Source organism: Peribacillus sp. B-H-3 (genome assembly GCF_048572925.1).
In the GTDB taxonomy this organism is placed as follows: Bacteria; Bacillota; Bacilli; order Bacillales; family DSM-1321; genus Peribacillus.
This window is the reverse complement of record NZ_CP183879.1, coordinates 3,921,864-3,935,545: the sequence shown is the minus strand read 5'-3', so window position 1 is coordinate 3,935,545 and position 13,682 is coordinate 3,921,864. Positions and strand designations below refer to the sequence as shown.

Sequence of the window (13,682 nt, the reverse complement as noted above, 5' to 3'; positions counted from 1 at the left end):
GGGCGAAGTTGTGAAGGTAGCACATATTGAGGAATTTGCTTATTTATCTAATTTTTCATCACTAAAAGAGTTTAACAATAGCATTGAACAGCAGATGCTTGAGCTGAAGGAGACGTTTACGAAAAGTGAAAGTATTGCCATTAAGAGGCTTATTCGGTATGCCGCCAAAATACCAGGTGTTTGTTTGGCCAAAATAGGGACGATTGTAGCGGCGACACATAAAGACGGGGAAATGGGGATATCAAGGTCGACGTTTAAAAGAGCGGTTTTGAAGGCCAAGGATCTGGGGGTGCTGACGATTCATGAGATGGAGCGGAAGAACGGATCGCAGACCGCCAATCTTTATGTTTTCAGCCGTATTTCTTTGTCACAGTGCGCTGAACCACCCGCAGGCGAACAATTGGACCGCCCAGAAAACTATCAATCTTTTGAAACTAACAACATAAAAGAAAAAGAACGTAACACCTCGCCTCCTGTTCCAGAGATTCTTGATGCGTCTTTCACAAGTGAAAGAGTTCCAGCAGCATTTACGAAAATTGTTTCATGCATTTTTGATGACTGCAGTGTGATTGAGGAGTTTTGGAGAATGACGGGATTTGCTTTTAAGGGGCTGGATTACTGCAGTGAGACGAAGCTTGAGATGTCGGTTGCTTCGTTTAAGCAGACGGTGCGGGCGATCAAGAAGAAAACACTTCGGCGGAATAAGTTTGCGTATTACTGGGGCATTTTGCAGAAGAAGCTGGATGAATTGTACTTCAGCGAGCTGTTTGAACTGGGGTTTTAGCTCCTCTTATTTAGAGGTATAATGAAGGAAAAAAGGCAGTGATGATGGTGAAGAAACAGGAATTTCCGATTGTATTTGATTTGGATGGGACTTTATTTGACTGTAAGGAGCTTACGAATCAGACATTTCCGCTTGTCATTGAGAGGCTTGAGACAAAGTACGGGGAGAAGCTTGAGATCAAACGCTTCCAGAAGTATGAAAGGTTCCTTGGCACAGTGACGGAGGATATTTTTGCTGAGATATTGCCGCATGCAGGCCGTGAGATTGTGAATGAAGCGGAACAGATTTTAATAGAAGTTGAAGAAGAGCTGATTCCGAAGGCAGGAAAGCTGTTTCAGGGTGTGGAGGAGACGCTTGCAGCGCTCGGGAACCAAGGATATCCGCTGTTTATCGCGAGTAATGGCAGCAAGGAATATGTGGATTTTGTGCTTCGGGATTTTGGGATTGATAGATTTTTTGAGGGTGTGTTCAGTGCAGGCGGACAGGGGACCAAGACGAAAAGTGACTTGGTGCAGGCTTTGATGAAGGATCATGGTTACAAAGGGCAGGGGGTCATGGTCGGCGACCGCCATTCTGATATGGAAGCGGGGACGAATAGTGGGATGATGACGGTTGGGTGTACATATGGTTTTGGAGATGAGGAAGAAATCAGTGATGCGGATGTGAAGATTTCTGCGATTTCTGAGCTTGTGGATGTCGTGCGTGAGATAGGAGAAGGAATAGATTCGTGATTTGGCAGTTATGTTATTAATTTTGATTGGAGAGATAGGATGATTGTAAAGCTTGATAACAAAAACAGTGTTATGGCAGAAAAGATTTTGAATGTACAGCTGCCGGCATATCAGATTGAAGCCAAAATTATTGGTTTTGAAGGCATCCCTCAATTAAAGGATACGGTCCGTGATATTACGGAATGCAGGGAAACGTTTGTCGGATATACTTCAGGAGATGAGCTGCTTGGTTTTATTTCATATACCGTTGAAGATGGAGCTATCGATATCTGCCGGCTGGTGGTGGATCCTGCACATTTCAGAAAAGGGATAGCAAGGGAACTGCTGGAGCATGTTTTGGAGATAGCGGGAAATAACAAGGTAATTGTTAGTACAGGCAAGAAGAATGTGCCGGCTTTGAATCTTTATCAAAGTTTTGGATTCGAAAAAGTGAAGGACGCTGAAGTCGCACCCGGGGTTTTTATTGCTATTTTAGAAAAAAGGCTGAAAATTCGATAAAATGAAACGAAAGGCTTAGTATATTAGTGTTTTCTTGGGGAATATAATAAATACAAACCATTATAAAGGAGAGTTCTAATGAACCTAACAACCAGATTTCTTCCGAAGTGGCATCTGTATTTAAAAAGTTATAATGAGACGCTTTTAGAAGGCTGCCTGGATGAGAGATTCAGAGCTAAGTTAAAGAAAAAAATTCAGTATCATCATGAAAGATATATGGAAATTGCGTTGTTAGAAGATGAATACATAGAAAATGGTTCGTCTTTAAAATTATAGCTGTGTAATGAACCTTGCCTTTTTGGTGAGGTTCTTTGTGTTTTAGTGTCAAAGCGGCGATTATTGGATTATTGTTGGTTGTCCCATTAAGCTTTACTCCGGGACTGAATGTTGTAAACAGCAATGTAGCTTATCAGTAGATTCTACCTACTATGTTACGGGAAACTCATACAATGTCTTTAGCAATATGAAATAGGATTGGAGTTGAAGGGAATACCGCACAATTGGCGGAAAAAGCGACTTACGATGGGCAAGCCGATTTTGTGGAACTGATTAAGAGTTTTTCTAAGTTCAATCGAGCAAGGTTTAAGAAACCAAGTGGTTCGGTAAATACTTATGAAGTCTGTATAGATAACGGTTCAAAATATGTTACTTATGGATTTATCAAAGATACCAATGACGATTTCATTAAATTGGGAAAATGTTTTGTTGGTGATATGAGTGCATATCAGTTATCCAATCAAGCAGACGCTAGTACACAAACAGGAACATTTAATACGGCTTCTCCCCCTTTTTACTATACAACACAAGTTGGAGCGACTTTTACTGTAACCGTATTAGGAACACAAATTAAGTTGAGAAGTAGAAAAGACCCGAGGGGAGGTATGGAATAACAGAAGATTTATCCCAAATACTGAAGGTTTTACACTAATTAATTTGATATTATTTATTTAGTATTTCATGTAATTAGAGTTTACTAGGGAAGAGGGATGAAACAATGGAAAGCGAATGGCCAAAAGAAATAAAAGTGGCGCAAATCCGAGTGGCACGTCCTACTGATCAACTAAAAAAGGTTGTCAACTTCTATTGTGAGGGATTAGGTTTGAAAAAGATCGGATCTTTTGAAGGGCATGAGGGATATGACGGTATAATGATTGGGCTTCCTGATTCCAACTATCATTTAGAATTTACTCAACATAAAGATGGAAGTCCCTGTCCTGCTCCAACAAAGGACAATCTACTGGTCTTTTATATTCCTGAAAGGAAAACAATTGAAGAAATTACAAATAGGTTGAAAGCTATGGGTTATGATTCAGTATCTCCAGAAAATCCATATTGGGAAAAGACGGGTGTTACAATTGAAGATCCAGACGGTTGGAGAATTGTATTAATGAATTCGCCAGGCATAGGAAATTAAAATAAATACTGCACTCAAATAAAAAGTAAGGGATATCAGAATATCTTCAATAGGATTGTATCTTTTTTACAGTTCTATGACAAATTGTTACAGCCAATTCCACAAAACTGTGCGTTTGTTGACAAGATGAGATCGTTTACTTGCGGTTTTTATTATGTCGCACCCGGATTCTATTGTGCGGTAACTAATAAGGAGTAGAAAACCGAAAGTCATACCGCAACGACAAAATAAGGAGCTAGTCTCGGAACTGTTGTATACATGATTCGGAATATATTTTCCCGAAAATGAGTATCTAAAAAATAGTCATGGATCCACTCAGCTTCATAACATATTCAAATGGAGTTATGAGGCGGTGTATTCAGTGGATTTGCAATTACACAGAACGAAGATTGAAGAAACGGGTGTGCTTCTTAAAATCCAAAAAGAAGCTTTTCGGAATGATTTGCTGAAATACAGGGATTTTTCTACCAGTCCGGCGGCGGAAACAAGGCAGATGCTTGCCCATAGAATCAGATTTTCTAATCATTATACGGTTTTTGCGGATGGCCTGATTGCTGGCGGCATCGACATTATGAAGATAACGGAGCATCATTACCGGCTGTTCCGGATTTTCCTGAGCACTGCTTTTCAAAATCAGGGTCTTGGCGCAAAGGTAATGAAATTAGCTGAAGGAAAATTTCCCAATGCAGTGATGTGGAGCTTGAATACGCCGCAGGATAACCAGCGCAACCGCCATTTTTATGAGAAACTTGGCTATGAAATTGTGGGGGCGAGCAAGGTGAATGATAGTTTGACTTTATTAGAGTTTGAGAAGGTATTGTAAGAGGGTGCCTGGTTATCCAGGCATTTTTAGGTGGAGCGGCTCCTAATTATGAATTCGCTCGAATGGGAGGCGAATTGGCTCTAATGAGGCAGAATTTCACTCTAATCAATAGGGATTTCGCTCGAATCAGGGGTGATTTGAACTTATTATCCATTTAAATGGAAATTATGAGGCGCGTTCTTTAATGAATTAGACTCAATATCGATGCTCAGCGGTTATTTTCGATACGGTGAGCGTAAATGGTCTCTTTGTGTACAGCAATTTTGATAAACTTTAATTGAAATAGGGACAGTACCGTTTTTTCTAAGGTACTGTCCCTTTTACTGAACTATTTATTTAACCCGAATGCAAAGAAGGGTCCATTTACTGTGATTGTTGAAAGAATTCGAGCCATTTCTTGCGGAGATTCTTTCCTGCCGCTATCTAACCATTGTTGAATGACTCCAATATGTGCAGAAGCAACGTAAGAAGCTAAGTATTGTCCTGGAACAAGTAAATGTTCCTCCTTAAGGAGTGCGTTTGAATCATTTCCAAATAGCGTTTTCCACATGAACTCTTTCAGTCTTGTCTGAAAAGATACATCACCTTTCGGACCTAACACAGCTTTCATAAAACCACTGTTTTCATTAAGGTACTCAAATATTGAAACAGCAAGGGCAAATGGCGTTGCAGCCGAAGGGTTGGTTTTAAGTGCGGCAATAACACCTGGGAAGTTCTGTTTTGCGAGTCTGGACATCTCAAGCATAATCTCTTCTTCGCATTTTGTGATTAAATCAAATTTGTCTTGATAGTGTGCATAAAATGTACCCCTGTTGATTTTTGCTCTAGTTGTTATGTCCTTAACAGTAATGGCTTCAAAACCTTTTTCATTTATCAATTCAACTAATGCATTCCGTATCGATTCTTTTGTCCGAATGACCCGTAAATCCGTATTACTATCCCGCAAGCTATTTCCTCCTTAATTTTATCCAACACATTTATAAAAAATGTTCCGTACCCAACACATCTGCCATTTTTGATTATTGAACCAGAACTTGTCTTCCCTTTATAATCTGAAAATAATAAACAACAGGTTGTTCATTATTGTAACATGAAACCAAGGAGGATAATAAAAATGTTCAAAAACAAACTGGTATTGCTGTCACCGATCATTGCATTAACCGTTATTTTTATTTTTTCGCTAACATTATTTCCATCAGTTCAGCCGAAACCCAAAAATCTGCCTATTGCCATCGTAAATGGGGATAGTGGTGTGCAAATTCCTAATCGGCCAAAAATGAATATGGGTAAAACTATCGTTGAAACAATGGAAAGGAATTCAAAAGCAACAAACGGAGAAGACCCTGCTGTAAAATGGGTTGAAGTAAAAACAGCAGAGCAAGCACAAAAAGGAATGGATGATCAAAAATATTATGCAGCATTGGTAATTCCGAAAGATTTTAGTGCTAATCAGGCATCATTAAGGACACCAGCACCTACTTCACCCCAAGTTCAAATATATATCAATCAGGGAATGAATACAGCTGCCTCAACAATGGCGGGCCAGATTCTGAATGGCGTGGTTGATAATATGAACAACACCATCCGTACCCAGCTCCTTCAAGGATTTGAAGCACAAGGAGCAACATTAACAACAAAACAAGCTGCAAGCTTAGCGGCTCCTATATCAAAAAAAGTTACAAATGTTAATGAAATTGGTAAAAATAGTGCAAACGGAAATTCTCCTGTTTCCTTATTTCAGCCATTATGGATAGGCAGCTTGGCAAGTGCTGCAATTATTTTTATGGCTGTCAGTAACTTAAACATCACAAATCGGAAAGAGAACCTTATCGCAAAGCTAGGGCAAATTTTAATAGGGTCAATTATTTCACTTGTCGTTGGATTTGGTTTAACTTGGTTCGCAGATGGGCTGGCGGGACTTCATATTCCGCAGTTTACGGATACAGCTTTATTCCTATCGATTACTTCTTTTAGCTTTTTCCTCATGATTTCAGCGGTACTGTCCCTGCTGGGGATCAGAAGTTTAGCTCTATTTGGATTAATGTTATTCTTTGGTGCGCCACTGCTTTCAATGGCCCCAGAAATGATGTCCCCATTTTATCGAGATTGGGTTTATTCTTGGCTGCCGATGAGATTTATGATCCAAGGTTTGCGGGAAATGTTCTTCTTCGGAAAAGGATTAACTTGGAGCTCACCTGTCTCTGCACTTGTATGGATTGGGTTAGCAAGCACTGTGATCATACTAGCTTCTGCCTTAAAATATAGTTGGGGAAAAAATAAAACACAAAACGAAACATTAGAGGGATAACAATAATCAAGCCGTTTCCAATGGGGAAACGGCTTGATTAAGCAAGGGGGAGGGCTTATTTAAGTTTCCTTAAGCGCTTCCCTTCATGAATCTCTTGAATGCCTTCCTCACAAACTCCATATGAACGCCAGGAACAAGTTTTACACACAATTTGAATATCGGAGGGGACGACAAACTTTCGGATCGAGGACTCTATGTCCATCCAACTTAGAATTTGTCCGATTTTAAGCCCCATTTTCTCTAAAATAATGGCATCTTTTTCATAAATATTGTCGTCTTGACAGTGGTATTTACCTGAGTTGGGGTATTTTTCACACAATTGATCAGGTCCCTTTACAAGCAAAATTAACGTTTGGGGTTTATCTCTCAAGGTTTGATGCAAACGTGTCATATTTTCCACGTATTCTTCGGAATACCCCATTCCCCGATAGCCCAGAAGGCAAAAAAGATGATGACCCCGCAGCTTATACATATTTCTCCCCCAGTTCCCAACTTCAATTGATTTTAAGTGTTAACTAAAATGATTATTGGTTAACATATATTATTCATCTTAACATATCACACCCGTACAATTGGGAACTTTTTTGTATTGTCGTCATCGGGGCTAAAGTACCCAATATCAACAGTTTAAAATTCTCTAAAAATAACGGATAATTATCTCATCACTTAATAGAATAGGGATTATTCTTCTTCGGAAAAGGATTAACTTCGAATTCTTCTGTATCTGCACTTGTGTGGATTGGGTTAGCAAGCGACCGTCAAAAAGTGACTTTTTCAAGAGTGATAGGGCAAGGACGTATTGTGAAATCCCGTTTAGATAAAGCTATCGGGTCCAAATTATCCAAATCGAATATCCTTTGTACTAATGCGTGGCGGGCTTTCAAAACCTATGCAAAAGATAAAGGGTTAGAACATTACCCATTCAAATCGTATGTAAAGGAATGAGTCAAAGGGCTTTATCATATTCAAAATGTCAATAACTATCATAGCCGTCTAAAGGATGGATGGACAGGTTTAATGGCGTTGCAGCTAAATACCTCGACTATTACTTGAGCTGGTTTCAATTCCTGGATGTAATCAGATTCCGTAATGATTATACAGCGGAAAGCAAAATGGTTATTGATAGTTGCATATTATCTAACAGTGTTACTTATGAAAGATTAAGAACAATGACATTTAAGTTATAGTATTGATTTTATCAAAAAGCGGGAGGGTTTTTATGTTTCAAACACATATAAATATTAAAGATTGTATGAAGCATCATAATGTTATTGGTTTAAGCGTTTCTTTAATTAATAGTGGTCAAATTAGTCGAATTGAAAATTACGGTTTGCTAGAAGTAGGAACCAACAAAAAAGTAGACAATAATTCTATTTTTAGTGCTTGTTCAATCAGTAAGTTTTTAACGGCATTACTAGTTTTGAAGTTAACAGAACAAGGTATTCTCGATTTAGATGAGGATGTTAACAAAAGATTAAAATCGTGGAAAATCCCCCATAATAATTTAACCGATAAAAAAGTAATAACATTACGAAACTTGCTGAGCCATCAATCTGGATTTATAGACCCTGAAGAAAGTTTTTTGGAACTAAACCCCAATATAGGTATCCCTTCAATGGTAGAAATATTCGAGGGAACTACACCATATTGTAAAGCACCTATTGAAGTAAAGTATGAACCAGAGAGCGACTTTCAATATTCAGACGCAGGATTTTGTATTATACAACAACTAATAGAGGATGTGACTGGGAAACCTTTTAAAAAAGTCGTAAAGGAACTAATATTTCATCCACTAAAAATGACAAATAGCACATTTTTACAAAATATTTCTGAAGAGATAGATGGGGATTTTTCTTCTGGTCATAACAAAGAAGGTAAATTAGTAGATGGAAAATACCCAATATATCCTTATCCCGCAGCTTCTGGGCTATGGACAACTACTTCTGACTTATCTCAATTAATTCTTGAATTAATGGATGAACTCAATAATAAAAGTAAGATTGGAATTTCTGCAAATAAAGTAAAAGAAATGATAAACTCACAAGGTTGTAAAAGCTGGACTGGACTTGGGGTGTTTTTGGACGGTTCAGAAAAAGAAATTGAAATATCATCACTTGGTTGGGGATTAGGATTTCAATGTATGATGGTAGCCTATCCTCATTTAGGAAACGGCATAATTATAATGACAAATACAGATTTAGGAGTTCATCAATTAAAAGGTATAATTGGTGAAGTTTATCATTCCCTAAAACCTTTGTTAAATCTTGCTTAGCTTTAATAAGAATATAAAACCAGGACCTTATTTAAGCTATAGTCTTGATTTTATATTTAATATCAACAATATTCTACAACAGAGCCAATTTAAAAAACCACCTTAAAAAATAGCAGCAATATTTACGAAAACAGCCTAAAAAAAGAAACAGGTTTCCCTGCTTCTTTTTTTAGGCATGATTGATTTCATCGAGCATATCCTGATCCCATTTCCAGTCGCTGATTTCCGCAGCTTCTGTTACATGGTGGATTTTGCTTGCACCGATGATCGCGGAGGTGACAGCGTTTTGGTTTAGTACCCAGGAAAGGGCGAGCTGTGACAGGCTGACTTCATTTTTCTCGGCGATTTCCCGGTATTGTTCAACTTTTTTGAAGTTTTCTGCTGTAAAGTACTTTTTCAATAGTTGTTCTCCGTGAGCTGCGCGGCTTTCGGCTGGGGCATCTTCCGGGCTTTGGTATTTGCCGGATAACATGCCTCTTGCCATCGGGCTGTAAACCATGACTCCGACGCCTTCTGATTGTGAAAATGGCAGAAGCTCCTGTTCGATTTCCCGTGAAAGCAGGTTATATTGCGGCTGAACAGACACATACTTCTCCAGGTTCAGTCTGTCGCTGATCCCATGGGATTTGGCAATCTGCCAAGCTGCATAGTTGGAACAGCCAATATATCGCACCTTGCCTTGACGGACGATGTCATCGAGTGTGCGAAGCGTTTCTTCTAGAGGGGTGTTTTCATCGAATATATGGACCTGATATAAATCAATATAATCAGTCTGCAAACGGCGCAGGGAGTTGTCGATTTCGTTCAAGATATGTACCCTTGAAAGGCCGCGTTCATTTTTGCCGCGTCCCATCTGGATGCCGACCTTCGTTGCCAAAACCACCTGATCACGTTTTCCTTTCAAGTAACGCCCGATGATTTCTTCACTTTCACCCGTGCCATGCTTGAATTCCTCATCTTGGCCTTTTCCGTAAAAATTGGCTGTATCCACAAAATTAATGCCGCTTTCAAGAGCCGTATCCAGAATGCTATGTGAGGCATCTTCATCAATCCATCTGCCAAATGCCATCGTGCCTAAGCATAAATTCGAGACTTCCAAACCGGTTTTTCCAAGCTTTTTATACTGCATGATCCCACCAGCTTTCATTGCATTTTTAACAAGCATAGTCCTTTTAAATGGGAGATTCAAGAAATTAGGGTCGGGGAAGGATGGTTCATTTTTAAGCTGTTTATTAAAAGATTATTTGTTATGACATTAAAAGACTTCAATATTCTGTTAAAATTGTATTTAAATAGATTTAAATGATTAGCAGGAGGGGAATATGAAAGTTGAATTAACAAGGTTTAAGGTAAAAAAAGGTAAATCAGAGCGAGTTAATGAATGGTTAAAGTTCTTGAATGATAATATGAAAGCTGTTCTTATGACCTTAGAGGGTGAAAAAATGTATGTTGAGACCATTTTCAGAGAGAATCTAAACGGTCATGAGTACTTGTATTGGTATTCAGTCCAAGGTGAAGGCGGACAAGAAGTAGAGCCATCTGAACATTGGATTGATAAAAAACATATTGAATTCTGGAACGAATGTATTGACGAAACTTTTAAGTTGATTGACTTGAAGACTGAAGTTGTTATGATACTCCCAACTGTAAAAAACAGTATGATTTAATACTTAGACCTCTGCATAGAGGTTTTTCTTATGTACTCCATAGTATTTCACTTGTTGCACAATCAAATTTTTTAAAATCAAAAACCTCCGAAATCTATTCAGCAACGTGTTTCGGAGGTTTCAAGAAAGCAACAATCTATACGAAAACGTACAGATCCTTCATCTTTATATGGATATGAGGGTTTTCATATCCGCTGCCTGTTAGGGTGGGTATTCATTGTACCTGATTAATCGTTAGGATTAATGATGGCAAGCACCTGATGATCTTCCCAGTTTCCGTTTATTTTTACATTCTTGATAGCGATTCCTTCCTTATGAAAACCAGCCTTCTCAAGCACCCGGATGGAACCGATATTGTGCGGCATCACACCAGCTTCAATTCTATGTAATTGAAGTTCCGTAAAAGCATAATGGACCACAAGCTTGGCAGCAATTGTTGTGTAGCCTTTTCCATTATGATCCTTATCGAGAGAGTATCCGATGAACGCACTTTGCAGTGAGCTCCGGAGGACCTGAAAAAGGTCGATATTTCCTATGAGTGTATTATTTTCAGCAAGGAAAATGCCAAAATGATATGCTTGATCATCTTTTGAATGTTGTTCCCAGGAATTGATTAACTTTTTTTGAGTTACTAAAGTATAGTAGTCCTTGGGGCGTTCACTGGAGAATTTCTCAAAAAAGCTTTTATTTTTGACTTGTAAATCTAGCAGTGCACCGGCATCAGCTTCAGTAAGTGGTTTTATGTAAATCTCTTCGCTACGTAACATTTTGTCCGCCTTTCTTCGTCACAAAGGACATTTAATAGAATGAAAGCTTAACCTTATTTTACCATGGTTTTATTGGGACAGTTTTTTAAAAGCGGTACAAACGCATAGGTTCCTGGAAAATTGGGCAGATTGGTTAGCAGGTTAGGTGGTTATCGTATGGAGAATTTAGGAAGTGAAAATAATTTTTTTAAAGGGTGCTTTTGGGGAGTGCTTTTGTCAATCCCGCTGTGGGCCCTAATTATGTTTTTGGTTTATAAATTTTTTGGATGAGATGGCACTGAAAAAAGCCTGCATAGGGAGCAGGCAGTCACGTACATATTTGTTTTACATTCCTTTTACATATAAAACGATTATAACGGCAACGATCAGCCCGAACATAATAAAAGTCCCAATCCCTGAACTATACACAAAATATACAGTAATGTGGCTGATCATATTGACAAACAAAAATATCAATAAAATGAAACACGATAAAAGGATTAAAGGCATGTTTTTATTTCTTTTCATATCAGCCAGGCTCCTCATCATGTGGCGGTGTATTTCTATACCCTATGTGCGGGGAGCCTTGTATTATTCTGGATTCTGGAGGAGGGATGATTTCAGTTCGCTTGAATGGAGCTGAATCTGGCTCTAATGAAGCCTAATCTCGCTCTAATCAGAGAGGAATTGGCTCAAATGGAAGCAGATTTGGCGCGATTATCCATTTAACTGGAAAATGAGTTCTGCCTTTGAGGCTGTTTCTGTTAAAAATCCTAGTTAAACAAAACAATTCTTGTTTAACGAGGATTTTTTTAATAAAAAGTGCTTATTAGAGGCTGTATTTGCTACTCCCAATAATTTTTCATTAACTCAGAAGACCACGTGGGCTGCCTAATTTCTCCTTTTGGCAAAAATTCCTTCATAACTGGCTTTATATCGATGATGGGTGTGCCGTCAATTGCGTCTAATCCCCTGACCCATAAAGACCGTCCTTCTCTTTTGATTACCTCAGCTATCGTTGAACCCATCTTATTCGGGCGATTCTTGCCCCGCTGGGCAAAAATGCCCACTTTAGGATAAGCAGGATTATTTCTAGGATGCCTTGCAGCGTTCTGAATATTTTCGTCCAAAACGAGGTGAAATATATAATGAATTTCAGCATGGCTGAACGCTTCAATTCCGTCCAGGCAGCTTTCATCCCATTCCTCGCCAAGCTCAATCAAAGAAGAGATGTTTCCCCAATAATCATCCTCAGGAGTTTTTCGCTCATTATAAACGGTTCCAATAGCTTTGAGATTAAACATATTCATTTCAAATCAGCCTCCTTATTTATGAAATTTGGATGGAGAATTGACTAATTTGTATCCAAAATAAAGGCATGAGGATAGAGTCTCACACCTTTTTACATCAGTTATATATCGAACTTGGAATCTTTAAAACTGGATTTCCAGCAGCATAGGCTGCCACATCATATTCCTGATAGATTAAGTAAATGCCTCCGTGGGCAAAGTAAAATTGGGAGTTGCTGTTCATTGGGACATCGCTTCTTTTTTGGACGAAGTCGCGGGTTGGCTCATGCTTGCTTAGGTAGTTGTAGGCATAAGTTCTGACTTTTTCCATTTTTGCTTTTGATGTAAGAATGTTGCTAATTTTTACCCGGCTGCCGCTGCTGTTAAAATTAAAGCCTTCTGCATAGCTCATTCCGTGAGCTCCGCCTTCATATGTGTAATCGTAAACAAGTAAACTTAGTCTTTCCCCGTCATTGTATTTAACTTTATAAGAAGTGATGTATTCATAGTCACAAGTAAATTCAGTGCACCACGTTTCTCCTTTGTCTCTCTTTTCATCCGCTTGAATTGCTAAATAAGACTTATAAGATCTTTGGGCTTCATTCAATAAGATTTGGTTGATTTTCTTTTCAGCAGTTTTATTTTTCATGCCGGAAACCTGTGCATAACTAAGATCGCTCAGTCCTTTATATGTGTGCTTAGTTACCTTGATGGTTGTGTAGAATTTCAGGTATCTGGTAGAAACATAGGCTTTTTTATTTTTATAGAAAATTTCCGACCAGCCGGAATTTAGCTTTGCATATACATTAACAGTTGCACCACTTGATAATGAACCAACAATTTTCGCCTTTGTGTTCGGAGCACTCCTGACATTTAATGTAGTTTGAGTATTCACATAGGCTGTCTTGGGCGAAGCTGCATTTGCTCCGTTGGCAGTGAAGAGTAAGGAAACGAAAAGTGATAAAACAAGCAGGGTCTTTAAGACTTTTTGTATTTTCATAGTATCCCTCCGATTATTTAAGGTACCTTGCTATTATATAAGAACAAAACATGGAGAAAAAGAATTATTTGGAAAAGTTTAGCAAAAACCTGTGTAGCGGTTACTTTTTGATCTCATAAAGTACAGTATAAATAATTCAGAATGCAGAAG

Annotated in this window: 17 protein-coding genes and 1 pseudogene; 11 read left to right on the top strand and 7 right to left on the bottom strand. The window is 38.5% G+C overall.

What is annotated here, in order from left to right:
• Nucleotides 1-10: 10 nt before the first annotated feature.
• From ACN6MY_RS19685 to ACN6MY_RS19655, 7 genes are all read left to right on the top strand, one after another.
• Nucleotides 11-784 (top strand): hypothetical protein, encoded by a 774-nt coding sequence (locus tag ACN6MY_RS19685; RefSeq protein ID WP_419881686.1) that lies wholly within the window; start codon nt 11-13, stop codon nt 782-784.
• Between the two features lie 41 nt (nt 785-825).
• Complete coding sequence (locus tag ACN6MY_RS19680; protein WP_419881685.1) at nt 826-1,515, top strand: HAD family hydrolase; 690 nt, start codon at nt 826-828, stop codon at nt 1,513-1,515.
• Nucleotides 1,516-1,554: 39 nt separating this feature from the next.
• Entirely contained in the window at nt 1,555-2,013 is a 459-nt protein-coding gene (locus ACN6MY_RS19675) for a GNAT family N-acetyltransferase (protein ID WP_419881684.1), read from the top strand.
• Nucleotides 2,014-2,091: 78 nt separating this feature from the next.
• Nucleotides 2,092-2,289 (top strand): hypothetical protein, encoded by a 198-nt coding sequence (locus ACN6MY_RS19670; protein WP_419881683.1) that lies wholly within the window; start codon nt 2,092-2,094, stop codon nt 2,287-2,289.
• A gap of 224 nt (nt 2,290-2,513) precedes the next feature.
• Complete coding sequence (locus tag ACN6MY_RS19665) at nt 2,514-2,903, top strand: hypothetical protein (protein ID WP_419881682.1); 390 nt, start codon at nt 2,514-2,516, stop codon at nt 2,901-2,903.
• Nucleotides 2,904-3,007: 104 nt separating this feature from the next.
• Nucleotides 3,008-3,427, top strand: coding sequence for a VOC family protein (locus tag ACN6MY_RS19660; RefSeq protein ID WP_419881681.1), 420 nt, complete (start codon nt 3,008-3,010; stop codon nt 3,425-3,427).
• 361 nt (nt 3,428-3,788) lie between these two features.
• The gene (locus tag ACN6MY_RS19655; RefSeq protein WP_419881680.1) at nt 3,789-4,250 is read left to right on the top strand and encodes a GNAT family N-acetyltransferase; all 462 of its coding nucleotides are present in this window, start codon (nt 3,789-3,791) and stop codon (nt 4,248-4,250) included.
• A 328-nt stretch (nt 4,251-4,578) separates the two neighbouring features.
• On the opposite strand, the gene ACN6MY_RS19650 is transcribed toward ACN6MY_RS19655, so the two are convergent.
• Entirely contained in the window at nt 4,579-5,196 is a 618-nt protein-coding gene (locus ACN6MY_RS19650; protein ID WP_419881679.1) for a TetR/AcrR family transcriptional regulator, read from the bottom strand.
• A gap of 168 nt (nt 5,197-5,364) precedes the next feature.
• Between ACN6MY_RS19650 and ACN6MY_RS19645 the strand changes: the two genes are divergently transcribed.
• Nucleotides 5,365-6,558, top strand: a complete 1,194-nt coding sequence (locus ACN6MY_RS19645) for a YhgE/Pip domain-containing protein (protein ID WP_419881678.1) — start codon at nt 5,365-5,367, stop codon at nt 6,556-6,558.
• Nucleotides 6,559-6,613: 55 nt separating this feature from the next.
• Here the strand turns inward: ACN6MY_RS19645 and ACN6MY_RS19640 are convergent, their stop codons facing one another.
• Entirely contained in the window at nt 6,614-7,030 is a 417-nt protein-coding gene (locus ACN6MY_RS19640) for a DUF1284 domain-containing protein (protein ID WP_419881677.1), read from the bottom strand.
• Between the two features lie 272 nt (nt 7,031-7,302).
• On the opposite strand from ACN6MY_RS19640, the pseudogene ACN6MY_RS19635 reads away from it, so the two are divergent.
• Nucleotides 7,303-7,745 (top strand): annotated as a pseudogene (locus ACN6MY_RS19635) (IS1595 family transposase); the annotation flags it as partial.
• Nucleotides 7,746-7,777: 32 nt separating this feature from the next.
• Entirely contained in the window at nt 7,778-8,830 is a 1,053-nt protein-coding gene (locus ACN6MY_RS19630) for a serine hydrolase domain-containing protein (RefSeq protein WP_419881676.1), read from the top strand.
• A gap of 169 nt (nt 8,831-8,999) precedes the next feature.
• Here the strand turns inward: ACN6MY_RS19630 and ACN6MY_RS19625 are convergent, their stop codons facing one another.
• A complete protein-coding gene (locus ACN6MY_RS19625) occupies nt 9,000-9,959 on the bottom strand; it encodes an aldo/keto reductase (protein WP_419881675.1) in 960 nt (319 codons plus the stop codon).
• 193 nt (nt 9,960-10,152) lie between these two features.
• Here ACN6MY_RS19625 and ACN6MY_RS19620 point away from each other — a divergent pair, with 193 nt between their 5' ends.
• Nucleotides 10,153-10,497 (top strand): DUF6176 family protein, encoded by a 345-nt coding sequence (locus ACN6MY_RS19620; protein ID WP_419881674.1) that lies wholly within the window; start codon nt 10,153-10,155, stop codon nt 10,495-10,497.
• Between the two features lie 227 nt (nt 10,498-10,724).
• Here the strand turns inward: ACN6MY_RS19620 and ACN6MY_RS19615 are convergent, their stop codons facing one another.
• The 4 genes from ACN6MY_RS19615 to ACN6MY_RS19600 all read right to left on the bottom strand — a co-directional run bounded on the left by ACN6MY_RS19615 (nt 10,725) and on the right by ACN6MY_RS19600 (nt 13,532).
• Nucleotides 10,725-11,264 (bottom strand): GNAT family N-acetyltransferase, encoded by a 540-nt coding sequence (locus ACN6MY_RS19615; RefSeq protein ID WP_419881673.1) that lies wholly within the window; start codon nt 11,262-11,264, stop codon nt 10,725-10,727.
• Nucleotides 11,265-11,588: 324 nt separating this feature from the next.
• Nucleotides 11,589-11,771: a hypothetical protein gene (locus ACN6MY_RS19610; protein WP_419881672.1), complete on the bottom strand. Its 183-nt coding sequence runs from the start codon at nt 11,769-11,771 to the stop codon at nt 11,589-11,591.
• 317 nt (nt 11,772-12,088) lie between these two features.
• Nucleotides 12,089-12,553, bottom strand: coding sequence for an SAM-dependent methyltransferase (locus ACN6MY_RS19605; protein WP_419881671.1), 465 nt, complete (start codon nt 12,551-12,553; stop codon nt 12,089-12,091).
• A 97-nt stretch (nt 12,554-12,650) separates the two neighbouring features.
• Nucleotides 12,651-13,532, bottom strand: coding sequence for a PdaC/SigV domain-containing protein (locus ACN6MY_RS19600; RefSeq protein ID WP_419881670.1), 882 nt, complete (start codon nt 13,530-13,532; stop codon nt 12,651-12,653).
• Nucleotides 13,533-13,682: the final 150 nt, after the last annotated feature.

Bases quoted from the DNA above. Each gene is read 5' to 3' on its own strand.
- ACN6MY_RS19680 (WP_419881685.1), top strand. From the start codon at position 826: ATGATGGTGAAGAAACAGGAATTTCCGATTGTATTTGATTTGGATGGG.
- ACN6MY_RS19675 (WP_419881684.1), top strand. From the start codon at position 1,555: ATGATTGTAAAGCTTGATAACAAAAACAGTGTTATGGCAGAAAAGATT.
- ACN6MY_RS19670 (WP_419881683.1), top strand. From the start codon at position 2,092: ATGAACCTAACAACCAGATTTCTTCCGAAGTGGCATCTGTATTTAAAA.
- ACN6MY_RS19660 (WP_419881681.1), top strand. From the start codon at position 3,008: ATGGAAAGCGAATGGCCAAAAGAAATAAAAGTGGCGCAAATCCGAGTG.
- ACN6MY_RS19645 (WP_419881678.1), top strand. From the start codon at position 5,365: ATGTTCAAAAACAAACTGGTATTGCTGTCACCGATCATTGCATTAACC.
- ACN6MY_RS19640 (WP_419881677.1), bottom strand. From the start codon at position 7,030: ATGTATAAGCTGCGGGGTCATCATCTTTTTTGCCTTCTGGGCTATCGG.
- ACN6MY_RS19630 (WP_419881676.1), top strand. From the start codon at position 7,778: ATGTTTCAAACACATATAAATATTAAAGATTGTATGAAGCATCATAAT.
- ACN6MY_RS19625 (WP_419881675.1), bottom strand. From the start codon at position 9,959: ATGCAGTATAAAAAGCTTGGAAAAACCGGTTTGGAAGTCTCGAATTTA.
- ACN6MY_RS19620 (WP_419881674.1), top strand. From the start codon at position 10,153: ATGAAAGTTGAATTAACAAGGTTTAAGGTAAAAAAAGGTAAATCAGAG.
- ACN6MY_RS19615 (WP_419881673.1), bottom strand. From the start codon at position 11,264: ATGTTACGTAGCGAAGAGATTTACATAAAACCACTTACTGAAGCTGAT.
- ACN6MY_RS19610 (WP_419881672.1), bottom strand. From the start codon at position 11,771: ATGAAAAGAAATAAAAACATGCCTTTAATCCTTTTATCGTGTTTCATT.
- ACN6MY_RS19605 (WP_419881671.1), bottom strand. From the start codon at position 12,553: ATGAATATGTTTAATCTCAAAGCTATTGGAACCGTTTATAATGAGCGA.
- ACN6MY_RS19600 (WP_419881670.1), bottom strand. From the start codon at position 13,532: ATGAAAATACAAAAAGTCTTAAAGACCCTGCTTGTTTTATCACTTTTC.